Origin of the sequence: Knoellia tibetensis, assembly GCF_048606415.1 — a bacterium.
In the GTDB taxonomy this organism is placed as follows: Bacteria; Actinomycetota; Actinomycetes; order Actinomycetales; family Dermatophilaceae; genus Knoellia; species Knoellia tibetensis.
The window spans coordinates 696780-718877 of the sequence record NZ_JBMBWF010000001.1; the positions used below are offsets into that span (position 1 = coordinate 696780).

22 protein-coding genes are annotated in these 22098 nt (G+C 68.2%); 10 read left to right on the forward strand and 12 right to left on the reverse strand.

Going from position 1 to position 22098, the window contains the following annotated elements; genetic code table 11:
* Positions 1–673: 673 nt before the first annotated feature.
* Together ACOJV7_RS03230 and ACOJV7_RS03235 are read right to left on the reverse strand one after the other, a co-directional pair.
* Positions 674–2635: a TY-Chap domain-containing protein gene (locus tag ACOJV7_RS03230; protein WP_420188722.1), complete on the reverse strand. Its 1962-nt coding sequence runs from the start codon at positions 2633–2635 to the stop codon at positions 674–676.
* A gap of 266 nt (positions 2636–2901) precedes the next feature.
* Positions 2902–3135, reverse strand: a complete 234-nt coding sequence (locus ACOJV7_RS03235; RefSeq protein ID WP_420188723.1) for a hypothetical protein — start codon at positions 3133–3135, stop codon at positions 2902–2904.
* Between the two features lie 2340 nt (positions 3136–5475).
* Here ACOJV7_RS03235 and ACOJV7_RS03240 point away from each other — a divergent pair.
* Positions 5476–5775 (forward strand): hypothetical protein, encoded by a 300-nt coding sequence (locus ACOJV7_RS03240; protein WP_420188724.1) that lies wholly within the window; start codon positions 5476–5478, stop codon positions 5773–5775.
* Here the strand turns inward: ACOJV7_RS03240 and ACOJV7_RS03245 are convergent.
* The 4 genes from ACOJV7_RS03245 to ACOJV7_RS03260 form a co-directional block, all read right to left on the reverse strand.
* Positions 5772–6995, reverse strand: a complete 1224-nt coding sequence (locus ACOJV7_RS03245) for a PGN_0703 family putative restriction endonuclease (protein WP_420188725.1) — start codon at positions 6993–6995, stop codon at positions 5772–5774. The genes ACOJV7_RS03240 and ACOJV7_RS03245 overlap by 4 nt on opposite strands.
* Before the next feature lie 426 nt (positions 6996–7421).
* Positions 7422–8609, reverse strand: a complete 1188-nt coding sequence (locus tag ACOJV7_RS03250; protein ID WP_420188726.1) for an AAA family ATPase — start codon at positions 8607–8609, stop codon at positions 7422–7424.
* On the reverse strand, positions 8603–9115 hold the full coding sequence (locus ACOJV7_RS03255; RefSeq protein ID WP_420188727.1) for a DUF4262 domain-containing protein: 513 nt from the start codon (positions 9113–9115) through the stop codon (positions 8603–8605). The genes ACOJV7_RS03250 and ACOJV7_RS03255 overlap by 7 nt, the downstream gene beginning before the upstream one ends.
* 262 nt (positions 9116–9377) lie before the next feature.
* On the reverse strand, positions 9378–9770 hold the full coding sequence (locus ACOJV7_RS03260) for a helix-turn-helix transcriptional regulator (RefSeq protein ID WP_420188728.1): 393 nt from the start codon (positions 9768–9770) through the stop codon (positions 9378–9380).
* Between ACOJV7_RS03260 and ACOJV7_RS03265 the strand changes: the two genes are divergently transcribed.
* Both ACOJV7_RS03265 and ACOJV7_RS03270 read left to right on the forward strand, forming a co-directional pair.
* Complete coding sequence (locus ACOJV7_RS03265; RefSeq protein ID WP_420188729.1) at positions 9720–10211, forward strand: hypothetical protein; 492 nt, start codon at positions 9720–9722, stop codon at positions 10209–10211. The two genes, ACOJV7_RS03260 and ACOJV7_RS03265, sit on opposite strands and share 51 nt — an antisense overlap.
* 9 nt (positions 10212–10220) lie before the next feature.
* A complete protein-coding gene (locus tag ACOJV7_RS03270) occupies positions 10221–11294 on the forward strand; it encodes a tyrosine-type recombinase/integrase (protein WP_420188730.1) in 1074 nt (357 codons plus the stop codon).
* A 19-nt stretch (positions 11295–11313) separates the two neighbouring features.
* Here the strand turns inward: ACOJV7_RS03270 and ychF are convergent, their stop codons facing one another.
* The 3 genes from ychF to ACOJV7_RS03285 are packed head-to-tail and all read right to left on the reverse strand — an operon-like array spanning position 11314 to position 13166.
* A complete protein-coding gene (gene ychF / locus ACOJV7_RS03275) occupies positions 11314–12399 on the reverse strand; it encodes a redox-regulated ATPase YchF (protein WP_420188731.1) in 1086 nt (361 codons plus the stop codon).
* Between the two features lie 12 nt (positions 12400–12411).
* Positions 12412–12636 (reverse strand): hypothetical protein, encoded by a 225-nt coding sequence (locus ACOJV7_RS03280; RefSeq protein ID WP_420188732.1) that lies wholly within the window; start codon positions 12634–12636, stop codon positions 12412–12414.
* The gene (locus ACOJV7_RS03285; RefSeq protein ID WP_420188733.1) at positions 12633–13166 is read right to left on the reverse strand and encodes an NUDIX domain-containing protein; all 534 of its coding nucleotides are present in this window, start codon (positions 13164–13166) and stop codon (positions 12633–12635) included. Before ACOJV7_RS03285 ends, ACOJV7_RS03280 begins: the two co-directional genes overlap by 4 nt.
* 54 nt (positions 13167–13220) lie before the next feature.
* Here ACOJV7_RS03285 and ACOJV7_RS03290 point away from each other — a divergent pair, with 54 nt between their 5' ends.
* Positions 13221–14411, forward strand: a complete 1191-nt coding sequence (locus ACOJV7_RS03290; protein ID WP_420188734.1) for a DNA recombination protein RmuC — start codon at positions 13221–13223, stop codon at positions 14409–14411.
* A gap of 84 nt (positions 14412–14495) precedes the next feature.
* On the opposite strand, the gene ACOJV7_RS03295 is transcribed toward ACOJV7_RS03290, so the two are convergent.
* Positions 14496–14897 (reverse strand): VOC family protein, encoded by a 402-nt coding sequence (locus tag ACOJV7_RS03295; protein ID WP_420188735.1) that lies wholly within the window; start codon positions 14895–14897, stop codon positions 14496–14498.
* Between the two features lie 89 nt (positions 14898–14986).
* Between ACOJV7_RS03295 and ACOJV7_RS03300 the strand changes: the two genes are divergently transcribed.
* Together ACOJV7_RS03300 and ACOJV7_RS03305 are read left to right on the forward strand one after the other, a co-directional pair.
* Positions 14987–15760 (forward strand): TetR/AcrR family transcriptional regulator, encoded by a 774-nt coding sequence (locus ACOJV7_RS03300; RefSeq protein WP_420188736.1) that lies wholly within the window; start codon positions 14987–14989, stop codon positions 15758–15760.
* A gap of 100 nt (positions 15761–15860) precedes the next feature.
* Entirely contained in the window at positions 15861–16595 is a 735-nt protein-coding gene (locus ACOJV7_RS03305; RefSeq protein WP_420188737.1) for a DsbA family oxidoreductase, read from the forward strand.
* A gap of 85 nt (positions 16596–16680) precedes the next feature.
* Here ACOJV7_RS03305 and ACOJV7_RS03310 read toward each other — a convergent pair whose 3' ends face one another.
* The gene (locus ACOJV7_RS03310; protein ID WP_420188738.1) at positions 16681–17706 is read right to left on the reverse strand and encodes a 4-hydroxy-3-methylbut-2-enyl diphosphate reductase; all 1026 of its coding nucleotides are present in this window, start codon (positions 17704–17706) and stop codon (positions 16681–16683) included.
* Between the two features lie 249 nt (positions 17707–17955).
* On the opposite strand from ACOJV7_RS03310, the gene xseA reads away from it, so the two are divergent.
* Both xseA and ACOJV7_RS03320 read left to right on the forward strand, forming a co-directional pair.
* Positions 17956–19179 (forward strand): exodeoxyribonuclease VII large subunit, encoded by a 1224-nt coding sequence (gene xseA, locus ACOJV7_RS03315; protein WP_420188739.1) that lies wholly within the window; start codon positions 17956–17958, stop codon positions 19177–19179.
* Between the two features lie 10 nt (positions 19180–19189).
* A complete protein-coding gene (locus ACOJV7_RS03320) occupies positions 19190–19480 on the forward strand; it encodes an exodeoxyribonuclease VII small subunit (protein WP_420188740.1) in 291 nt (96 codons plus the stop codon).
* 4 nt (positions 19481–19484) lie between these two features.
* On the opposite strand, the gene ACOJV7_RS03325 is transcribed toward ACOJV7_RS03320, so the two are convergent.
* Positions 19485–20039, reverse strand: coding sequence for a DUF4245 domain-containing protein (locus ACOJV7_RS03325; RefSeq protein ID WP_420188741.1), 555 nt, complete (start codon positions 20037–20039; stop codon positions 19485–19487).
* Between the two features lie 120 nt (positions 20040–20159).
* Here ACOJV7_RS03325 and glpX point away from each other — a divergent pair, with 120 nt between their 5' ends.
* Together glpX and ACOJV7_RS03335 are read left to right on the forward strand one after the other, a co-directional pair.
* On the forward strand, positions 20160–21158 hold the full coding sequence (gene glpX, locus ACOJV7_RS03330) for a class II fructose-bisphosphatase (protein WP_420188742.1): 999 nt from the start codon (positions 20160–20162) through the stop codon (positions 21156–21158).
* A 1-nt stretch (position 21159) separates the two neighbouring features.
* A complete protein-coding gene (locus ACOJV7_RS03335) occupies positions 21160–22095 on the forward strand; it encodes a PfkB family carbohydrate kinase (RefSeq protein WP_420188743.1) in 936 nt (311 codons plus the stop codon).
* Positions 22096–22098 lie beyond the last annotated feature (3 nt).

Genomic DNA, 22098 nt, shown 5'->3' on the forward strand with positions numbered 1-22098 from the left:
CGGCGGAGGCACACCGTGGCTGCATTGGCCCCGACGGGGTGTTTCTGGCGCAACGTCGAAGTCGCGCACGGCAGTCCTCGAACCTCGTTGGACTCGGCCAGTAGATTCGGTCCAACCAACGGCGAAGGGGGCCACAGTGGATTCTGATTGGGGCGAGGCAGCACAAGCGGCCGGGGTTTCAGCGGACGTCTTTTCGCTCTTGACCTCCTTGGCTGTGTCGCACGGTCTGCACTCATGTGCCCGCGGGGGGAGCGGCGAGATCGGGATGGGGGCGGCCCCGGATGCCTACGCCGCGCTCTACGTCAGCCACCGAGGCATCACTCTGGCACTCGACCCAGCCGACGCGAAGGACTTGGCGGGGGCCTTCGGCTTGAACGTCATCGCGAAGAACGCGACGACTCATTACGTGAAGTGCCCCAGTGCCAGGTTCGCAGAGGTTCCCTTCGCAGACAGAGTGCGCCTATCGGCAGGAAGAGCCGTCTTGCGAAGTTGGCAGGGACCGCGCTGGAACCGCATCGGCGAAGCGGGGTCGGCGGCCAAGATGCAACCCACGTGCCCGATTCACAACTACGAGCTATCTGCTTCGGGCATCTGCATGGGCTGCGACGACGTGGCACCTGCCCTCTAGAAGCACCAGGGCGAGGCACTCCATGCCACTGTCGAGAGTGTTTACCTACTGGCGCATCATGTCGGTGGGCTTGAGATCGCCACGGATCAGGGACCTCAGCGATTCGAGATGCTCGGGGTAGGCCCCCGCGAAGGTCTTGGGTGCGGTGCTGCCCGTCGGGTGCCAGAGGTACACGAGCACGCGTGGTCGCCCGCCGACGTTGACGAGGCGGACGTTGTCCCGCTCCCGCCACTGGGCGCCCTTCTGGGTACCGAACGTTGGCCCCAACGTCCAGAGGTCCGTCAGGAGATGGCGGGCGCTCTTCCCGAGCACTACCAGGAGGTCGGCTTGGCTCAGTTGAAGAATGCTGTCCATGTGCCGGTCCACACAGGTCATGGCTGCTGCGGCGACCCCGCGCTCCCCCTTGGACTTGCAGTGGACCACCTCGGTCATGGCGTAGTCGGTGGAAGGGTCGGCCGGATGTTGGAGGAGTTCGCTGGCGCGGTGCCTCACGTTGTTCCAGAACGCAACTGGCTTGGGTGACGGGGTCCCGTCCTGCCGTTTAAAGTGTCCCGCTGCTGTGGCCCACTGTTGGGGTGAGTCGAACCGGTGGAGGACGAAGTCGGCGACCTTTTCGTCTGACCAGTCCTCGGTCGGGTAGAGCTCGGCGACTGAGCCGCTCTGGTGGTCGCCCGCCCGGCTGATGGAGGGGTTGGAGGAGATGAAGACGATGCGGCCGTCTCGCATGTTGCCGGCCCACGCCTCCGGGACCTGGAACTCGCTGGGGATCGAAGGCTGCAGGCTCACTATGGGTCTACAGGGATGCCCGATCTGGGTGCGAGCTGCGTCGACTTCGAGGCAGCGGGCAACGCTCAACGCGACCGCGGTAGCTGAAGGAGCGCCTGCCCGTTCGATGTTCGCCAGCCATGATCGGTAGTTGGTGTCCGTGTCCCCCTGACCGTCCTTGGTGACTGTGATGGAGATGCTGTCGGGGATGACCTTCGCGGCCAGGGACGCGGGTGCGAGAGAGAACTGCCCCCCGGTGACTTCGTAGACGTCGGTGAGCGTAGTCAGGAGAGCTGCTGCGATCGCTTCCGCTGGCGTGACAGCCGCCCACTCGCGCCAGTGGTTGGGCGTGTCCTCGTCCGGGGCAGCCCAGCCGAGCTCGAGAAGGCGGGCGTGCTGTGCTGGGTTGAGAGGTGGAGTGAGGAACTGGTCGCTGGGCACCTCGGCGTAGATACGTCCGTCGTGGAGTGACATCGCCTGCGTGTAGGCGCCATCGCCACCGTGGGCACTGGGCAGGTCGAGTACGAATCGAGCGCCCGGAGTGTCCCGAAGCTGCGTGATTGCGCCGTGCAGCATGGTAAGCAGCAGGGGCGGTTGGTCGATGCCAGCTTCCACAGGAGGACGCCGGGGAGGCGGACGGCGACGCGGAGGCTGGGGAGCTGGGAGCGTGTCGAGGCGCGGCAGGGTGCCCTGGTGCACCCTGAACGTCCCGAGCTGGCCGAAACCCTCGATCTCGACTCTGACGGTGGTTGTCGTCGCGGGCGAGAGCTCCCCGAGTCGCATGAGCGCCCGGTACCAGCCGCCGTAGCTCTCCGCGCGCAGGACCAGCTCGTCATGAAGCGTGGCTATGTTGACGGATTCCCCTTGGGCCAGTGGGTGACTGCTGTGGTCGGAAAGGTGCAGCGGGTCTCCCCCACCAGCCCAAGTGATCTTCCACCGGGCCGTCTGGCGAAGGCGCGAGAGATCCTCGGTGTCCGCGGGAAACAGGCCGGGTGGCACTTTCAGGGGCCAGTCACCGCCCTTCACGAGTTGCTCGTCACCGCCGCCAACTCCCCACGCGATGAAGTCCTCCACGTGTTCGCCCCACCACAGGTCGATCAGGTGACGAACTCGTTCCGCGGCATCGGTGCCGTCGCCACCGGAGCGCAGGAAGTCGCGCAGGCCGGCGCCGGGGTAAGCGAGACCCAGTCCGAACCGCGTGAGGTGGACGAGTGGAGTCCACCAAGCTGCGTTACCGGGCACGTCGGACGGCTCAGGAGCCAGCGGTAGTAGGCGGCGGTACATGTCGGGAGCGGGCAGGGCGGACCACATCAACGACAGGTGGCGCGACCACGGCCCAGGGCACCAGGGGTCGATCGTTTGCCGAGGCCCCAGATCCCGCGGTACTGCCCAACGGCTCACGCATCCCCCTCTAGTTCCATTCCCACCGTGTGCTGAGGCCACGATGGCCTTTGCGCAAGCGACGGGCGCTGATCTCGATTGTCTGATTCGCAGTCCGGCCGTACGTGTCAGTACCCCAACTGGCCAAGAGTGCTTGCAAGCTCAGAACTACGCTCGGGGCAGAAAGACTCTACTGACGCCGTGAACATGCCCGGCGCCATGGCCGCTATCTTCGGGTCAGCGGCCCCCATGGTGAAGCTGATCAAGAAGTTCTTGAGGGCCAGTTCCATGCCCATCACCGCGATGTCTTCACAGACGTTGTTTGCTTGCGTGATGGCTTCTCGGCGCTGGTCCGGAGTCATGGCATCGACATCTACACCAACTTCGCGGAGCTGCGCGTAAAGGGGTTCCTCTGCGGATGCTTCTTGTGCCGGACTTGTCACCCCGGAGCAGGAGCTGAGGATGCAGGTCAGTAAGACTGCAACGACTCCTTCGGTTGCCCGGCTGGGTACGGCTCGCATCATGCCCACAGCGTGCCAGCCCTCGCTCGCCCAAGGGCAAACTTGGCCATTCTCACCGTTTGCTACGTACGCCGCGACAAGCCGGCGCGAAGTAGGGCATGGACCAATGTCATGACAGCCAAAAGTAGGGCGGCGCGCGGAAGGGTGCGTGAAGATGGACTTAGAGCAGTTCGGCAGAGGGAAGCTGCACGTATCGCAGCGTGATTGAAGGGATCGTGCAATGGCGGAGCGCGACGGCGTACCGCAAGTCGCTTGGGACGGCCCGCTTCATTGGTTTGTCAGGGATGCTGGCTCGCGTTACGCGCACTTACTGAATTACGCAGCGCCCTCTTCCGATAGGGCACTGTGCGGGCATCCGTTCGGGGAGGTCCGGTGGGAGGGCGAGGAGCGACCGAGATCAGTCTGTGTCCCCTGCCAAGCGGCCCTGCCTGTTCATGAAGCGACGGTGTGGGAGGGGCGTGCGCACGCCTTGGTGTCGCGCCTGTCGGAGGTGGAGTCCGATCTAATGGAGGCAACAGCGGGCCTGGTAGCCGTGCGACAGGACCTCGCACATTTCGGGGCCGAGAGCCTTGCTGAGAAAGACGGGGAGGGGATGCCCCTGCACTGGTATGTGCGCGCTTCTGGCTCCGGCGTGACGCACTTGCTGGACTATGAGGTTGACGCTCGTGACCACGCGCTGTGCGGATTGCCCTTCGGCGACATCCTGTGGGAGGGACCAGAGCGTCCACGTTCCGTATGTCGAGCTTGCCAAGCTCGCCTCCAAGGACACGAGCTGCAGTGGTGGCGTCGCAGGGCTCGCGTGGAGCAAGAGCGGCGCTCGAAGTTGATGCACGAGCGGGAAGTCGCGAACGCCAAGCAGCGCAGTCTGGAGCAGAAGATTCAGCATCAGCGCGAAGCGCTGGCGGCACTGCAACAGAAGCTCGCCAAGTTGTCCCCCCGCCAACCCCCGCAAAGCTCAAGCGAGCGTCCCCCTGTAAAACACCCGAAAGGAGCTGCCTCCACAAACGGACGGCGCATGACAAAACAGAGAGCCGCCCGAGGGTCAGAATCGTGGCTGCCCAAGGGTTACAAGATTCCACGGGTTACGGTGGTGTCCGGCGGCTTGCCCGGACTTGGCAAGCGCCGATGAGTTGCCTACGCTCCACCGCGGTCCTGCGGTGCTGTACGACTGGCCCGGCCTCGGGCTCAGCGAGGTTTGCCGTCTACGGCGACGGACGTCGCGGGGCGACCAACCGTACGCAGAGGCAGTCGCTACCGTCACACCGTGACGAGTGAGCGGAGTGCAGCATGATGGCCAAGGACGATCGAGTGTTGTTCGCTCAAGGGTCCGCTGATCTCCTTGCAGAGCAGGCGGGCGCCGAGCCCTCTGCACGGCTTTCCCCGGGGGGCCGAAGCAGGCGCTTCACCTGGTACCAAGACGCCAGCACCCTCACGTTGGTCGTTGGTGCACAGGAACGGAGTGACGTCGACAGGGCCCTGGCCATAGGACTCGCGGAGCGCGACAAGCGTGATCTAGTCCTCGTCCTACCGCGCGGGTGGCACGAACCGACACTGCACCGCTGGGCTTGGCTGGATGAGTCGCTGCCACTGCAAGTCTGGTCGCATCACGGCGGAGAAGTCACAGCGGAGGATCGACCGGCCCGTGGCGCAACGATGCAGCTAGTTAAGGGCAGCGAGGACCCCCACCTGCACCTAGGTGGTCGGAGCGACTGGGTCGAAGGGCTGATGCGGTGGGCAGGAAACCACGAGAGTCTCGACCCGTCTCATAGACGCGACCTCCGGGCTTGGCAATGCCGTGGACAACGAGTGCTGCGCATTGCCCGCACCGTGAACGGTCTCCGAGTCGCTGCCGGAATCGACTGGAGCACTGCGTCGGGCAACCCTTCGGCGATGACCCTCGACATATCCGGCCCACTGTCAGGAGCCGCAGAGCAGACCGTTCGAGACCGGGTGCTGCAGGGCTGCGCAGAGAGATTGAAGGGGGTCGCGCACAAGGCCGACGAGCACTGGCTCCAATCGGTGCTACGGCGCCACCCCGAGGCTCTCGGGTTGGAGCAGCCGGTGCTACGAGAGTTGCCCGCCTGGCGGCCCAGCGGATCCTTGGGGACGGCACAGACGACGCCGCGCGGACGCGGTTTCGTCGACCTGGCTGGCTTGGACGCCGCCGGCACTCTGCTTCTCGTGGAGACCAAGCTCGGAGCCGACGACATGCTCGTCCTGCAGGGGTTGGACTACCTGATCTGGGCTGAGGCCAACCGGGAGCGGCTCACCACCCGGCTCGACGCAAGAAAGTCGATCCCGTTCGAGATCTCGTACTGCGTCGGTGGCAAGAAGGGCGGAGGCCCGTCGTGGAGCCGACACGCCAAGGCCCAGCTGAGCGCCTTGGCCCCCGACCTGCGCTGGCACGTCCAAGAGGTCACCAACTGGACCGATGACGCTCCTAAAGCCGTCCGGTCCCCGCTGCGGCAACTACCCGTCTAGCGCTGGCGGTCGGCGTTGACGCCCTGTTGTCGCCGCTCCTCTTCAGCCTCCATCCGCTCGGAGTGGTCACGCAGCTCGCTGAGTCTGAGCGGGTAGCCGAGGTACTCGTACTCCGAACCCATCCACAGGGTGACGCCGACCTCATCTACGACCGCGGTTCCGTCGTCGTACTCGAAGAGCTGGAATGTTAGGGAGTCCGAGCTGTCCGCTTCTGTAAGGGCGTAGAGGTCCTCCGTGTTGAAGGCGACGTCGCTGGCGTACCGGTTGACGTACTCCGGGCTGGTCACCGTCGGGTCAAGGAAGGCGTCAGAGTCCATGACAAGGAACCGGTCCGGGCTTCGCAGCAGTTGCTGCCAAACTTGGTCGACCGTCTCGCCCAGTGCCCGGTGCGAGTCCCGCACCAGCGACTGCTGGTAGGCGTCGTTCGCCGCTGGGTGGACGTGGACGACGCGAACGACGTCGGCGCCCGCTACACCGCCAACCTCGAGTTGGTGGGCCAGCAGCTGTTGCCGCACCAGCTGGTAGAACGGCTCGTCCAAGACGTCCTCGAAGGGCAGGAGGTCATCGCGGACGGGACCAGCCGGATCGCTCCACGCGGCGAAGTACCGCCGGCGGCGTGTCGCGTCCTTGGCCGGCTCGGGCCGACGTGCGGTGCGGTACTCCTCGACGTACTTCCACTCCACCAGGGCAAGCTCAATTGCACCCTTTGGAGTCCGGTACCGGATGGCGGCATCGACACTCGTGCAGTGCGCCCCACGCACCCGCTCGCGGCCGGGTGACTCGTTGAAGTAGTCGGTCGGCCCGATGTACTCGAACGTCAGGAACCGCCCAGGCTCAATCTCGAGGACGTGGTCAATGTCGAGAACACCGCCAAAGACGCGGATGATCCGCTCCGGGTCGTCCGCCATAGGCACTAGCGCGTTGGCACACTGCACCTGAGAGGACAACAGGTGATTTGACGGGCCCTCACCGGCGCTGGCGTGCCACCGAATGCCTAACTCTGCGAAGAGACTGAGCGCTGGATCGCGAGCGTCGGGCAGCAGGTTGTACGAGGCGAACGAAGGAGGCAGGCAGAAGTCGTAGGCGACCCTACCCACCGTGCCGTCCTTACTGACGTACGGCGCTGCCGCCCGCGCTGGCTCAGGAAGGGTTGAGGTGGCGGCCTTCCAGCGGGCCGCCGCCGATCGCTGGTCATCTCGAAAGGATGTGCTTCGACTCATGAGGGCACCGTATTCGCGCCCGCGGACAGTCGCGGTACTTCTCGCTCTTCGTTAAGTCCAGCCATCAAGTCACGACTACCCGCAACGTCGGGGTCGCCCTACACGGACCGCAGCCTTCCGGGACCACGACGCTGTGCGACTCCCGGCAGCGCTGGCAAGAGCACCTGAGGCATCATCCCGCCCCTGTTGCGCTAGGCATGCCCCAGCAGTGAGGTGGCTGCACAGCTTGGGCGGTTGCTCTGGTCCGACCTCGTGTAGCGCCATCCTGATCCCTGAGGGGGTGGCAAGGCCATCGGACGCTTGGAAGAGTCGCTGCGGCGAATGGGACTTTGTGAACCACTCCATGACGCAGCTGGCCACCCTTGCCTGACGGTCACCGCCCCCGGCCCCGGCCCCCTAAAGGGGCCGGGGCCGGGGCGTGATTGCTTAGCTGGACAGCGGGAAGTGCAACCGTGCACCCCTGGCGCCTTGGCGGACACTAACTAGACCCGTTTCTGCCAACTCCCTGAGCGCTTGATTCTCCTCCCCTTTGCGGAAGCCGATCCCGCGCAGGCGCAGCGCTACGGCGACTTGCTCGGTATTCAGACCCGGCTGCTCGCTGATGACGTTCAGGCATGATTCGGCGAGCGTCTGTAACGGTTGCTCCGGCGTTCGGGCAGCGGCGGTGAGTGACCTCGTCTCGGGGTCCATGTGGACCGCGACGTTGTCGACCCCAACATCGCGGCCGCGTACGGACAACGTCCGATGTTGACTGCGTCCGGAGGAACGTAAGGTGAGGATCGAGTCCGGCCAGTCCTCCAATGAGGACGCCCCGCGAGCGCGGTCCTCAGCACCCCAGCCGGCGTGGGCCGTGAGGACGATTTCGCGGCCTCCGACGTCGCCTCTGAACCAGTCATCGAGCTGCGTGAGCCATCCTCGAACCTCGGTGGGGTTGTTGGCGTCCATCCCCGAGTAGGCGACGCTGAAGGGGTCGATGACCAGCGCCTCAACGGACTGGGCCCGCATGGCCTGGCCGAGGTGTGCCCGGGCTTCCCGGTCGCGAAACGGATTGGCACGACCCCGCATGTTCGCAACGAGAAACCGGTCTTCTGGGAGCCTGAGGTGCTTGCTCCATGCGCCGAACATCTGCGGGGAAAGTTCGTAGTTGAGGAATGCGAGCGAACCGCTCAAGGGCATGACCGGGTAGTTGCCGAGGAAGTCGGATCCAAGCAGGAGCGACTGTGCGAGATTCAGTGCAAGGACCGTCTTGCCGGCCTTGCGCTGTGCCACCACAAGCATGTTCCCGTCGGTCGGCATGACGTGATGGACCCGGAACATGACCTCTGTCCCGACTTCGAGCTCCCCGAGCGAGAGCAGCTCCGCGTTGGGCCGGATCCCGCTCGGCTCGTTGATCTGCCGCAGGATCTCGCTGGCTGCCATCCGGTCTGTTGCGTCGTAGACCGCCGAGAGCACGGCGTCCTCATCGAGGTCATCGGGGATGTCCCAGGAGTCCCATCGCGCGATGCGTCGGAGTCCGTCGGAGGTCTTCTTGGCGACGATCCCGTCGAACGCGGTCTTCGCGGTGCGCCGCCGGCCGGGCTCCGGGCTGACGGGCGGGTTCTCGAGCGTCACCATGGCTGCCCTGTCCCATCCTCATCGCTTCGCGCGACCGCCATGCTGTCGTATGTGACAGAGGTCCCTGGTCCGGCCACCATTGGCGCGGGCGGGTCAGCCGGCTCCAAGAAGATTTGCAGGGCATAGACCGTCCGGTCGGTCGCACCGGTGTATTCGTCTTCCCACTCCTCCCGGCGCAGGGCTTCCCACGCATCCGCCCGCTTCAAATACCCTTCTGGGTTCTCGAGGCGTTGCAGGTAGACGATGCCGAAGGAAGACTCCCAGATCGGCCGACTGCACGGGTGTAGCAGACACTCACCGTCCGAGGCTGCCTGCACCAACTCGGCAAGAAGGACGAACGACAGATCTCGTGGGAGGCCGAAAACGACGAGCTCCGGTGTACCGCGGCCGTTCAGGCCGACGGTGTACGACCACCGTGAGTCTCCGTCCGGCGATTCGGCGTCAGCGATGGCGCACCCCAACCGGTCCACCATCCACCTCACGTGCGCTTGGTCGTCGGATGACATGCGCATCCGAACAGGTCCACCTGAGTCGACCCTGTTCCAGGCGGAGTTGAACGCTTCTGCGCTATGGCTCGCTGAGACGGAAAGTGGCTTCTTGTTACTCATTACTGTCCTGTCGTCGAAGACTTCGAAGGGGTGGTCCTTGGTGAGGCACTCGGGTCGGTGACCCAAGGCACGTGCGGTTTGGACGAGCTGGTGTTCAGTGCGGGTCGAGGAAGGGGCGCCGGGTGGGAGGGTGGACCCCCACGGCGGGAGACGGGTCACCTCAGTCACTCCGCGCGAGGCCCGCAATCCAGGCCTGCACCTCTGACTTCGAGTAGAGAACATGCCGACCGACCTTGATCCCGGGCGGTCCGTACTTGATGTGCCTCCAGTAGCGAAGCGTTTCCCGATTAGTGCGAAGCAGCGCCGCCACCTCAGCGCCGGTGAGGAGGGATGGAGGTTGCGTCTCGTCGTTGGTTCTCGTTGCCATGGGGAGAGCGTCGCTCCCGTACTCTCCGAACCGGAAACCAATCGTTTCAGGAGTGAAACACGTATGCCGACAGCTAGCCCTCGCAGAAGACGGCGCTACGCCGAGCAGTTTGTCGCCACCCATGTCAAGCGGCTCATGGACGAGAGCGGGATGAAGTATCAGGACCTCGTGGACGCCATGGAGCATGCGGGCGCACCCCTTAGCAAGCCGACTATCACTCGGATCTTCCAGGGTCAACGGCGGATCCACGTCAATGAGCTCACTGCTTTGGCTGAGGTGTTCGATGTCCCTCTCTTGCAACTCCTGGAACCCACAGAAAGGCACTTGAGCCGGGAGGTTGAGGCCCTCATCGAAGAACTGGACGGCCGGCTCAGGGCCTACCGGTTTGAGGCCTCGAAGGTGGAGGAGACGATTCGGCGGCTCGCGCTCACGCTGGCGGAGGCCGACGAAGTGACACAGCGTTTGGTCCGCGCTGCCACCCGCCATGAGACGGCGGTATATGAGCTGGTGGACCTAGCGTTGGAGGTCGAGGATCGACTCTTGGATCGCGCCCGGACCGCTGCTCTCCGTCCCAGAAATGAAACGCGAAGGCTTAGCAGGGGTGCTGCCGGGCCAGGATCCGAGTAGGAGGAGGGCATGGCGAGCATCGCAAAGAGACCTGATGGACGGTGGAGGGCACGGTACAGGGACGACGGCGGCAAGGAACACGCGAAGCATTTTCCTCGGAAGATCGACGCCCAGCGCTGGCTCGACTCGGTCACCGCCTCCTTTGTCCGCGGTGACTACGTGGATCCCCAAGCTGGCTCCATCTCGCTTCGCGACTTTTACAACGCGTGGGCGTCTCGACAGGTTTGGGCCATGGGGACGCGAAGCGCCATGGACTTGGCCATCGGCTCCTTCCCAAACCTTCCGCTGCGCAGGCTTCGCCGCTCCGACGTCGAGCTCTGGGTGAAGGGGATGGATCAATCCGGCCTCGCACCCGGGACGATCCACACACGAGTTCAGAACGTGCGAGCTGTACTTCGGGCGGCCGTTGCGGACAACCTCATCGCCAAGGACCCAAGCGCGGGCGTCGCGCTGCCGCGACGGAGGCGACGCGAAGCCTCAATGAGCATTCCGCCACCTGAGGTCGTGGGCCGCCTTATGGACGCGACCCAGCACGCTCCCCTGATCGCGGTCTGCGCGTTCGCCGGCCTGCGACTCGGCGAAGCCGCCGCACTCAAGCCCGAGGACCTCGACGTCGAGGCGCGAACTCTCGCCGTGCGCCGACAGGTGCAAAGAGGCCCAGCCGCCACTGTGGAGATCAAGTCCCCAAAGGCCGGATCGGAGCGGGTCGTGTTCATCCCGGAATCTCTGGTGACACTCCTCGAAAAGCACCTTGACTCAACTGCTCGCACCGAGTGGATGTTCGCCGACGACGGGCAACTGCCCCCACACCAAAACACCGTCGGGCACTGGTGGCGAAGCGCCTGCAAGACGGTCGGCGTCTCCTACCGTCTCCACGATCTTCGGCACTTCTACGCGAGCGGACTCATAGCTGCTGGCTGTGACGTCGTGACCGTGCAACGCGCTCTCGGGCATGCCAGGGCCACGACCACGCTGGACACCTACTCGCACCTCTGGCCCACCGCTGAGGACCGCACGCGCAAGGCTGCCGGTGAGCTTCTTGCGGACTCCTTGCGGACTGCCCGCGGCCTTCATGCCATCTGACCTGCGGAAACAGGCATGACTACACGTTGAAGCGGAACTCCACGACGTCGCCGTCCTGCATGACGTAGTCCTTGCCCTCCATCCGGACCTTCCCGGCGGCCTTGGCGGCGGCCATCGTGCCCATCTCGTCGAGGTCGGAGAACGACACGATCTCGGCCTTGATGAACCCGCGCTGGAAGTCGGTGTGGATGACCCCGGCCGCCTGCGGCGCGGTCCACCCCTGCCCGATCGTCCACGCCCGCGACTCCTTGGGACCCGCGGTGAGGTAGGTCTGGAGCCCGAGCGTGTGGAACCCGGTGCGGGCGAGCTGGTCCAGGCCGGACTCGGTCGCGCCGAACCCCTCGAGCATCTCCTGGGCGTCCTCCGACGACATGTCCATGAGGTCCATCTCGAGCTTGGCGTTGAGGAAGACCGCGTCGGCCGGCGCCACGAGCGAGCGCAGCGACGACTGCAGACCCTCGTCCGTGAGCTGGTCCTCGTCGAGGTTGAAGACGTAGATGAACGGCTTCGTCGTGAGCAGCCCCAGCGCCTTCGCCTCGGCGAGGTCGACACCGGCAGCCGGCCCGGCGGCATACAGGGTCCTGCCCTCCTCGAGGACCTTCTGAGCGGCGAGCGCGTTGTCGAGGAGCGGCTTGCTCTCCTTCTTGATGCGTGCCTCCTTCTCGAGGCGCACGACGGCCTTCTCGAGGGTCTGGAGGTCGGCGAGGATGAGCTCGGTGTGGATGGTCTCGATGTCGGACTCGGGCGAGATCCTGCCGTCGACGTGGACGACGTCGCCGTCCTCGAAGGCGCGCACGACCTGGCAGATGGCGTCGGCCTCGCGGATGTTCGCGAGGAACTTGTTGCCGAGGCCCTCGCCCTCCGAGGCCCCGCGCACGATGCCGGCGATGTCGACGAAGGACACCGTCGCCGGGAGGATCTTCTCGGAGCCGTGGATCTCCGCGAGCCGGTCGAGGCGCGAGTCCGGCAGCGGGACGACGCCGACGTTGGGCTCGATGGTCGCGAACGGGTAGTTCGCGGCGAGGACGTTGTTCTTGGTCAGGGCGTTGAACATCGTCGACTTGCCGACGTTGGGGAGCCCGACGATTCCGATGGTGAGTGCCACGGGGACAGGAGTCTACCGGGGCGGTCGACGTGCCCTCGCCACGCGACGGACGCCCCACACCGCGACCGCCCCCACGACGAGTCCCCCGACTGCGAGCCCCGCGTAGGTCCCCGCGGACCCGCCGTCCTCGTTCGTGAGGGCGTAGACGAGCGCGGCGACGCTGACGAGCACCCACACGAGGACGAACGCGACGCCGAGCAGGCCCGCCAGGAGCGCGACGAACCTGCCGCCGCTCACCCCATGCCGCCGGGCGTCTCGCTGTTCTCGAGGTAGATCGGGTATGCCGGCGCGTCGCCTGCCAGGACCCGCTCCAGCATCAGCGCGGTGTAGGGAGCGACGTGGTCGGCGAGGTCCGCGGGAGCGACCCAGTGGACCGCCTTGATCTCGCGGCGCAGCAGGGTGAGCCCCTCGGCGAAGCTGCGCTCGACCGACCCGAGGTCGAAGAGGAAGAGGACCGCGTCGTCCCAGCCTCGCCACGGCGGCAGCCAGTTGACCGCGGAGAGCCCGTCGACCCCGACGGCGACGCCGAGCTCCTCGCTGATCTCACGGACGACGCAGGCGGCCGGGGACTCCTTCGGGTCGACGACGCCGCCCGGCAGGTCCCACTCCCCCTTGTAGGCGAGCTCGCAGAGCAGCACCTCGCCGTCCTCGTTGCGCAGCAGCCCCTGGGCGATGTTGCGCTTGCGCGGCAGGCGCGAGTTGAGGACGTTGATGGCGGCATGGCGGCGCGACTCGGTCGCGGTGTCGGTCTCCCCAGCATCGGCCATGGACCGAGGCTAGCCTGCGGGGCGCTGTCGGCACCGCGTGGCACGGTGTGGCCCATGAACCCATGGATCGCGTTGGTGGGCGGCATCGTTCTCGGTGCGCTGGCGGCCTGGCTGCTCCTTCGGCAGTCGTATGCCGTCCGCGCGGCGTCCGTGGCCACCGAGCGTGACCTGCTCCGCGAGCGGGTCGTCGACCTCGAGGCCTCGCTGGCCGAGGACCTCGAGACCGCCTCTCTGCTCGCACCCCTGCGCGACGCGCTCGGCCGGGTCGAGAGGCAGGTCGGCGTGCTCGAGCGCGACCGCGTCGAGCAGTTCGGTGCGATCCGTGCGGTCATGGGTCGCGTCGAGTCCGAGGCCCAGCAGCTCGGCCGACAGACCCAGTCGCTCGCGGGGTCGCTCCGCTCGTCGTCGGTGCGGGGGTCGTGGGGCGAGGTGCAGCTGCGACGGGTCCTCGAGACCTCGGGCATGCTCGCGCGCTGCGACTTCGAGGAGCAGGTCCGGGCCCGTGGCCGCCACGACCGCGAGGTCCGGCCCGACGTCGTCGTGCGACTGCCCGGCGACCGGTCCCTCGTCATCGACGCCAAGGCGCCCATGGCCGCCTTCCTCGACGCGCAGACCGAGGACCTCGGCGACGACGAGCGCACCGAGCTCCTGCGCGACCACGCCCGCTCTCTGCGCCAGCACGTGTCGACGCTCGCCGCCAAGGACTACTGGGCGGCCTTCGACGCGACCCCCGAGATGGTCGTCTGCTTCGTGCCCAGCGACGCGATGCTCGCCGCTGCCCTTGCAGCCGACCCCGGCCTGCACGAGCGCGCGATGGCCCAGCGGGTCGTGCTCGTCGGTCCCGGCGCCCTGCTCGCGCTGCTGCGCACCGTCGCCTTCGGCTGGCAGCAGGACGCCCTCTCGGCGAGTGCGCGCGAGCTGCTGGCGCTGGGCCAGGAGCTCTACCGCCGGCTCGCCACCCTCGGCACGCACGCCGCCAAGATGGGGCGCTCGCTCCACGCGACGGTCGAGAGCTACAACCAGTTCGTGGGGGCGCTCGAGTCTCGCGTGCTCGTCACGGCCCGGCGGATGCAGGAGCTCGAGCTCGTCAGCGACGACCTCCCGGACCTGCCGCCCCTCCAGACCGGGCCACGGGTGCTCACCGCCGTCGAGCTGCTCGAAGCCGTCTCCGCGCCGGACGCCCGGCCCGAGCTCCTGCCCGAGGCACCGGCTCGCGACACGGAGTCGGACGCGCAGACCGGCTGACGCGCGTGGGCCCGGCGGCAGCTTGGCGCGAGCGAGGCCGTCCGGTCGGCCCCTGCCACCCGGACGGCCTCGCCGCTCAACCGCTCACTGCGCGTACTGCGGGTCGGTCGGCTCGACCCACTGGACGAGCTGGTAGACGACGCCGTTGGGATCGGCCATCTGGAAGTAGCGCTCTCCCCACGGCTCGGTCTCGATGGGCGTGACGACCTCGACCCCTGCGCCGACGAGGCGCTCGTAGTCGGCGTCGATGTCCTCGACCGTGAAGACGACGAGCAGGCCGTCGGCCCGGCCCGCGGCCGAGGCAGGCTTGAACGTCGGCAGCCCGGTGCGGAGGTAGACGAGGTTCATGCCTGCCTCCTCGTGCGCGAGCGAGGCGAACCCGTCGGCGGCCATCGCCTCGGTGAAGCCCAGGTGCTCCCGCACCCACGCGGCGGAGGCCTCGACGTCGGGGACGTTGAGGGAGATGGCGGAGTCGGTGATGCGCAAGAGGCTCTCCTGTCGTCGGTGTCTGCGTTCGCTTCAGTGTACGTAGTACGGTGTACGACGTACAACGCCCCTGTGCCAGGATTGTTCCCGTGACGCCTCCGAGGACTCGCAGCACCGGCGCCGGCGAACCGAGCCGGACGCTCGCCCTCCTGTGGGGCGACCCGTCGGTGCAGCCGCGCAAGGGTCCGGGACGGTCCGTGACCGTGACACAGGTCGTCGATGCCGCCCTGTCACTCGCGGACGAGGAGGGACTCGGCGCGGTGACGATGCGCGCCGTCGCCGAACGCGTCGGGGTGTCGGCGATGTCGGTCTACACCTACGTCCCGGGCAAGGCCGAGCTGCTCGACCTCATGGTCGACACGCTCTACGCGCGGATGCCGCGCCCGGCATGGGGTCGGTCGCGGTGGCGCCGCCGGCTCACCACGGTCGCCGAGTCGAACCGCGAGCTGCTCGCCGCCCACCCATGGCTCACCGAGGTCGCCGCACTCAGCCGGCCTCCCCTCGGCCCCGGCGTCATGGCGAAGTACGAGCACGAGCTCGCCGCGCTCGACGGCAGTGGGCTCTCCGACGTCGACACAGACGCCGCCCTCACCTACCTTCTCGGCTTCGTCCAGTCCCACGCCCGATCGGCGCACGACGCGCGGCGGGCCACGACGGACAGCGCGATGAGCGACGAGCAGTGGTGGGCGGCCAACCAGCCGCTCCTCGAGCGCGCGCTCGACCCGCGGGCCTACCCGCGTGCCAGCCGCATCGGCTCCGCCGCCGGAGCGGCGCAGGGCTCGGCCTGGAGCGAGGATGCGGCGTGGACCTTCGGGCTGGCCCGCACCCTCGACGGCCTCGCCGCGCTCGTCGAGCGGTCGTGAGACCGGCCCGCCACGGTGGGCACGGGTCCACGTCCTGCACGGGACGGCATACGGGCGGTTTCGAAGGAACAGATCCACGTGCTTGACGGTTCAACCTTTCATGAAGGTTGACATCTGGTCCGACATCGCTTGCCCGTGGTGCTACATCGGCAAGCGACGTTTCGAGAGTGCGCTCGCACGGTTTCGCCACCGGGAGTCGGTGGAGGTGACCTGGCACAGCTACCAGCTCGACCCGTCGCTGCCCGACCACTATGACGGCACCGAGCTCGACTACCTCGCGACCCGCAAGGGGATGCCGCGCGAGCAGGTGCGGCTGATGTTCGAGCACGTCGCGGAGGTGGCGGCCGGCGAGGGCCTCGCCTACGACTTCGAGTCGCTCGTCGTCGCCAACAGCCTGCGCGGGCACGAGCTCATCCACCTCGCCGCGAGCCACGGCCGCCAGGACGAGGCCAAGGAGGCCCTGCTCTCCGCGCACTTCGAGCACGGCCAGGACATCGGCGATGTCGCGACCCTCGTCCGCATCGGGACCACCCTCGGGCTCGAGACCGACGAGGTCCGCTCCGCCCTCGCGGACGGGACCTTCGCCGAGGACGTGCAGGACGACATCGCGCAGGCCCATCGCTACGGCATCAGCGGCGTCCCCTTCTTCGTCGTCGACGAGAAGTACGGCGTGAGCGGCGCCCAGCCCACCGAGCTCTTCACCCAGGTCCTCGACCAGGCCTGGGGCGAGGCCCACCCGCTCACCATGGTGAGCGCCCCGAGCAGTGCGGGCGCGTCCGGCACCCCGGGCACGGACGACACGGCAGCCTGCGGACCGGACGGCTGCGCCATCTGACGCCCACCCCGGGCGTATGCGCAGGGCGCGGCACCCACCATGGGTGCCGCGCCCTCATTGCGTCTGCGTGTCCGCGTCGCGCTCGTCAGTGCAGCGAGCCGGCCTCGGCGAACGAGCCGTCGTGGCGCATCTTGTCGGACATGCCCGCGGCCTTGAGGTCGCGACGGATCTCGTTGGGCAGCGAGAACATGAGCGACTCCTCGGCGGCGACGACCGGCTTGACGTCCTCGAACCCGCGCGAGGCGAGGTAGTCGAGCACGCCGCGCACGAGGATCTCGGGAACCGAGGCACCAGAGGTGACGCCGACGGTGCGCACGCCGTCGAGCCAGGTCTCGTCGATCTCCTCGGCGTAGTCGACCAGGTGGCCGGCCTTCGACCCGTGCTCGAGGGCGACCTCGACGAGGCGCACCGAGTTCGAGGAGTTGCGCGAGCCGACGACGATCATGAGGTCGCACTCCGGAGCCATGTGCTTGACCGCGAGCTGGCGGTTCTGCGTGGCGTAGCAGATATCGTCACTCGGCGGGTCCTGGAGCGCGGGGAACTTCTCGCGCAGCCGCCGCACGGTCTCCATCGTCTCGTCGACCGAGAGCGTCGTCTGCGAGAGCCACACGACCTTGTCGGGGTCACGGACCTCGACGTTGTCGACGTCGTCCGGGCCGTCGACCAGGGTGATGTGCTCAGGCGCCTCACCGGCGGTGCCGACGACCTCCTCGTGACCCTCGTGGCCGATGAGCAGGATGTCGAAGTCGTCGCTGGCGAAGCGGACGGCCTCGCGGTGGACCTTGGTGACGAGCGGGCAGGTGGCATCGATCGTCTTGAGCCCGAGAGCCTTGGCCTCCTCGTGCACCACCGGCGCGACGCCGTGCGCCGAGAAGATGACGGTCGCCCCCTCGGGCACCTCGTCGGTCTCCTCGACGAAGATCGCGCCGCGCTTCTCGAGGGTCGTCACGACGTGCTTGTTGTGGACGATCTCCTTGCGCACGTAGACGGGCGCGCCGTAGAGGTCGAGTGCCTTCTCGACCGTGACGACGGCCCGGTCGACCCCGGCGCAGTAGCCGCGGGGCGCGGCCAGGAGGACGCGCTTGGTGGCCTGGTCAGTCGTGGCGGTCATGCCTCCCATCGTACGGGCGCACCTCAAAGCCCCCTGTATGCCGGCCCACGCTGAGCGTGGGCCTCCGCGCCCCGTTGCGTCCGCAACCCTGGTGGCCGGGCCGTCACCTCGCCGGACGCAAGCAGTTCGGGTATGCCGGCCGCCCCCGTTGCGTCCGCACCCGTGGTCGCCAGGGCGTCACCTCGCCGGACGCACGTGCATGGCGCGTCCCTCGACGAGGTGTCGGCCCGGCAGTGTTGACTGAGCGGCATGTCCCTCCCGGAGCGTGCGGCCGACACGACGGCCGAGTCGCCGTGGCCGGTGCGGCTGCTCTCGATGAAGATCGCCGACTACGTCGAGAAGATGTCGGTGGTCTGGGTCGAGGGTCAGGTCGTCCAGCTCAACCGGCGGCCGGGAGCCCGCACGGCCTACCTCACGCTGCGTGACGCGGACGTCGACATGTCGCTGTCGGTCTCGATCCACGTCAACGCCCTCGACGCCATGGCTGCCCCGGTGAGCGAGGGCCTGCGGGTCGTCGTCCAGGCCAAGCCGTCGTTCTGGACCCAGCGCGGGACGCTGACGATGGACGGTCGCCAGATCCGCCCGGTCGGGGTGGGCGAGCTGCTGGCGCGGATCGAGTACCTCAAGCGCAACCTCGCGAGCGAAGGGCTCTTCGACGCCGACCGCAAGCAACCGCTCCCCTTCCTGCCCCGTCGCATCGGCCTCATCTGCGGCCGGGCGAGCGCCGCCGAGAAGGACGTCGTCGAGAACACGCGCCGGCGCTGGCCGACGGCGCGTTTCGAGATCCGGCAGGTGGCGGTGCAGGGCTCCACCGCGGTCACGGAGGTGACCCAGGCACTCGCCGAGCTGGACGGCATACAGGACGTCGACGTCATCGTCCTCGCGCGCGGGGGCGGCGGCGTCGAGGACCTCCTGCCCTTCAGCAACGAGGCCATGCTGCGCGCCGTCGCCGCGGCGCGCACGCCGGTCGTCAGCGCCATCGGGCACGACGTCGACACCCCGCTCCTCGACCTCGTCGCCGACCACCGCGCCTCCACCCCGACCGACGCCGCCAAGGCGATCGTTCCCGACGCCGAGCGCGAGCACCACGCCGTCGACGGCGCCAGGGCCCGGGCCCGCCGCGCCCTCCAGGCGCGGCTGCACCACGAGCGGCGCCGTCTCGTCGAGCTGCGCTCGCGCCCTGTGCTCGCCGACCCCGGCGCCTTCGTCCGGGTGCAGCGCGACGTCGTCGCAGCACTGCGCTCGCGGGCCCACCACCGCGTCGAGGCCCAGGTCCACCGCCACCAGGACGCCATCGGGCACCTCAGGACGCAGGTCCGCACGCTCTCACCACAGTCGACCCTGGACCGGGGCTACGCGATCGTCCAGCGGGTCGACGGTGCGGTCGTCCACGACCCGGAGGAGCTCGAGGTCGACGAGCTGCTCCACGTCACCGTGGCTCGGGGCGACTTCGGCGTCCGGACCGCGGGCTAGGGTTCACGTCATGGCCAAGGACACCCGGCAGCCCGCCCGCGACGACGCCGCGAGCGCCGACGACGTGGAGACCACCGTGGACGCACCTGCCGACGACGCCGCGGTCGACGAGGCCAACGCGGACGTCGCCGAGATGAGCTACGAGGCGGCCCGCGACGAGCTCGTCGACATCGTCGCCCGCCTCGAGAACGGCCAGGTCGGCCTCGAGGACAGCATGGGTCTGTGGCAGCGCGGCGAGGTGCTCGCCGCGCACTGCGCGCAATGGCTCGACCGCGCCGAGGCGCGGCTCACCGAGGACTGACGGCCTAGGGCTTGACGGGCCCGAGGTGCTCGGCGACGAACGCCAGCTCCTCGAAGGTCCCGGTGCCGGTGAGCAGCGTCGTCAGCTCCCCGGAGCCGGTGCGGCGGTCGACGAGGCTGTTCTGGACCTTGCCTCCCCGCTCGTACTTCACCCAGGTCGTGCCGGCGGCCTCGAGCTCGCCGACGCGTCGCGCGCGGTTGGTCTGGGCCTCGACCCAGGCCCGGGTCGCGTCGCGCGTCTGCTCCACCGCGACGTAGTTGCCCGACGGCGCCTGGTAGCCCGCGTGCCACGTCATGAGCCCGTCGGTGCCGCGGACGTAGCGGGCGCTCGTCGTCTTCCAGTCCTTGGGCAGCTCGACCGCCTCCGAGATCGGCCAGCCGCTCTGCTCCGCGACGTCGACCGCGGTGGAGTGCACGTCGACGACGGGCCCGCCGAGGGTGTTGACCCGTGGGGTCATGAACCAGATGAGGGCCATGAGCGCACCGATGACGAGGAGGGACCGCACCATGTTGGGCACGGACCCCGAGGAGTAGTGGCTCTTCGCCGGCGTCTGGCTCACCCCTCCATGGTCGCTGATGACCGCACGATTCCCCATATCGGGTCGGCGATAGAGTCGGCCCACCGCTCCCCGGCCGCCGCTCACGGGCTGCCACGCCACGTCACGAAGGACAGGTTCCTCATGCCCGAAGCCCCCTCCGCGAACGTCCCCGACCGCAACCTTGCGCTCGAGCTCGTCCGGGTCACCGAGGCCGCCGCGATGGCAGGCGGGCGCTGGGTCGGGCGCGGCGACAAGAACCGCGCGGACGGCGCCGCCGTCGAGGCGATGCGCGCCCTCATCTCCACCGTGGAGATGCGTGGGACCGTGGTCATCGGTGAGGGCGAGAAGGACAACGCCCCCATGCTCTTCAACGGTGAGCAGGTCGGCGACGGCACCGGCCCCGAGGTCGACGTCGCCGTCGACCCCATCGACGGCACGACCCTCACCGCCAAGGGCATGCCGAACGCCATCGCCGTCATGGCGGTGAGCGACCGCGGGGCGATGTACGACCCGAGCGCCGTCTTCTACATGGACAAGCTCGTCGCCGGCCCCGAGGTCGCCGACGTCGTGGACATCCGCCTCCCGGCCGCCGAGAACGTCCGCCGCATCGCCCGCGCCAAGAAGCAGAGCCCCGAGGACGTCACGGTCGTCATGCTCGACCGCCCGCGTCACGAGAAGCTCGCCCAGGAGGTCCGCGACAGCGGCGCCCGGATCAAGCTCATCTCCGACGGCGACGTCGCCGGAGCGATCTCCGCCGCCCGCGAGACCACAGGCATCGACCTGCTGCTCGGCGTCGGCGGCACCCCCGAGGGCATCATCACCGCCTGCGCGATCAAGTGCCTCGGCGGCGTCATCCAGGGCCGGCTCTGGCCGCAGGACGACGTCGAGCGTCAGAGGGCGATCGACGCCGGGCACGACCTCGACGCGGTCCTCACGACCGACGACCTCGTCACCTCCGACAACTGCTTCTTCGTCGGCACGGGCATCACCGACGGCGAGCTGCTCCGGGGGGTGCGCTACTCCCGCGGCCGCGCGATCACGAACTCGATCGTCATGCGGAGCAAGTCCGGCACCGTCCGCGTCATCGAGAGCCACCACGTGCTCGACCGGACCGCGGGCCTCCCCCGGAGCGAGGGCTGACATGACGACCGACGCAGCTCGCCGCTCCCCCGTCCTCGTCGTCGGCGAGACCCTCGTCGACATCGTCCACACCCCTGACGGCGCCGTGACCGAGCACGTCGGTGGCTCCCCCGCCAACGTCGCCATGGGCATCGCCCGCCTCGGCCACGAGACCGTCCTCGCGACGACGCTCGGCGACGACGACCGTGGCCGACGCTGCCGCGAGCAGATCACCGACCACGGCGTGACCATCGAGAACCTCGACGCCGGCGGCCACACGACCTCCACCGCGAAGGCCACGCTCGACGAGTCCGGCGCGGCGGAGTACGACTTCGACCTCCACTGGGAGCTGCGCCCGGTCGACGACCTCGGCCGCTTCGGCCACGTCCACACCGGCTCGATCGCCGCCACCCTGCTGCCCGGTGCCGAGGTCATCACCCGCACGCTCACCGACGCCCGTGAGCACGCGACGATCTCCTACGACCCCAACGTCCGCCCGACGATCATGGGCTCGGTCGACGAGGTCCGAGTGCGGATCGAGGAGCTCATCACCGTGAGCGACGTCGTCAAGGCGAGCGAGGACGACGTCGCGTGGCTGTATGCCGGCCGCTCCCTTCCCGAGGTCATGGCTGCGTGGGGCGGCCTCGGTCCCGGTCTCGTCGTCGTCACCCGGGGTGGTGATGGCGTCACCTACCGCGTGAGCTCGACCGGCGAGGTCGGCGACGCCCCGGCCCGGGTCGACACGGTCGCCGACACGGTCGGCGCCGGCGACTCGTTCATGGCCGGGCTCGTCTCCGGACTCCTCGACGGCGGCCTGCTCGGTGACGCCGCAGCCCGTGAGCGCCTCCGCACCGCCGGCCTCGAGGACGTCACACCCGCCGTCGAGCGCGCCCTCGGCACGAGCGCCGTCACCGTCGGCCGCTCCGGGGCCTACGCCCCCACCCGTGAGGAGATCTGAAGG

Bases quoted from the DNA above. Each gene is read 5' to 3' on its own strand.
- ACOJV7_RS03235 (WP_420188723.1), bottom strand. From the start codon at position 3,135: ATGACTCCGGACCAGCGCCGAGAAGCCATCACGCAAGCAAACAACGTC.
- ACOJV7_RS03245 (WP_420188725.1), bottom strand. From the start codon at position 6,995: ATGAGTCGAAGCACATCCTTTCGAGATGACCAGCGATCGGCGGCGGCC.
- ACOJV7_RS03250 (WP_420188726.1), bottom strand. From the start codon at position 8,609: ATGGTGACGCTCGAGAACCCGCCCGTCAGCCCGGAGCCCGGCCGGCGG.
- ACOJV7_RS03255 (WP_420188727.1), bottom strand. From the start codon at position 9,115: ATGTCATCCGACGACCAAGCGCACGTGAGGTGGATGGTGGACCGGTTG.
- ACOJV7_RS03265 (WP_420188729.1), top strand. From the start codon at position 9,720: ATGGACGAGAGCGGGATGAAGTATCAGGACCTCGTGGACGCCATGGAG.
- ACOJV7_RS03260 (WP_420188728.1), bottom strand. From the start codon at position 9,770: ATGCTCCATGGCGTCCACGAGGTCCTGATACTTCATCCCGCTCTCGTC.
- ACOJV7_RS03270 (WP_420188730.1), top strand. From the start codon at position 10,221: ATGGCGAGCATCGCAAAGAGACCTGATGGACGGTGGAGGGCACGGTAC.
- ACOJV7_RS03285 (WP_420188733.1), bottom strand. From the start codon at position 13,166: ATGGCCGATGCTGGGGAGACCGACACCGCGACCGAGTCGCGCCGCCAT.
- ACOJV7_RS03290 (WP_420188734.1), top strand. From the start codon at position 13,221: ATGAACCCATGGATCGCGTTGGTGGGCGGCATCGTTCTCGGTGCGCTG.
- ACOJV7_RS03305 (WP_420188737.1), top strand. From the start codon at position 15,861: ATGAAGGTTGACATCTGGTCCGACATCGCTTGCCCGTGGTGCTACATC.
- ACOJV7_RS03310 (WP_420188738.1), bottom strand. From the start codon at position 17,706: ATGACCGCCACGACTGACCAGGCCACCAAGCGCGTCCTCCTGGCCGCG.
- xseA (WP_420188739.1), top strand. From the start codon at position 17,956: ATGTCCCTCCCGGAGCGTGCGGCCGACACGACGGCCGAGTCGCCGTGG.
- ACOJV7_RS03320 (WP_420188740.1), top strand. From the start codon at position 19,190: ATGGCCAAGGACACCCGGCAGCCCGCCCGCGACGACGCCGCGAGCGCC.
- glpX (WP_420188742.1), top strand. From the start codon at position 20,160: ATGCCCGAAGCCCCCTCCGCGAACGTCCCCGACCGCAACCTTGCGCTC.
- ACOJV7_RS03335 (WP_420188743.1), top strand. From the start codon at position 21,160: ATGACGACCGACGCAGCTCGCCGCTCCCCCGTCCTCGTCGTCGGCGAG.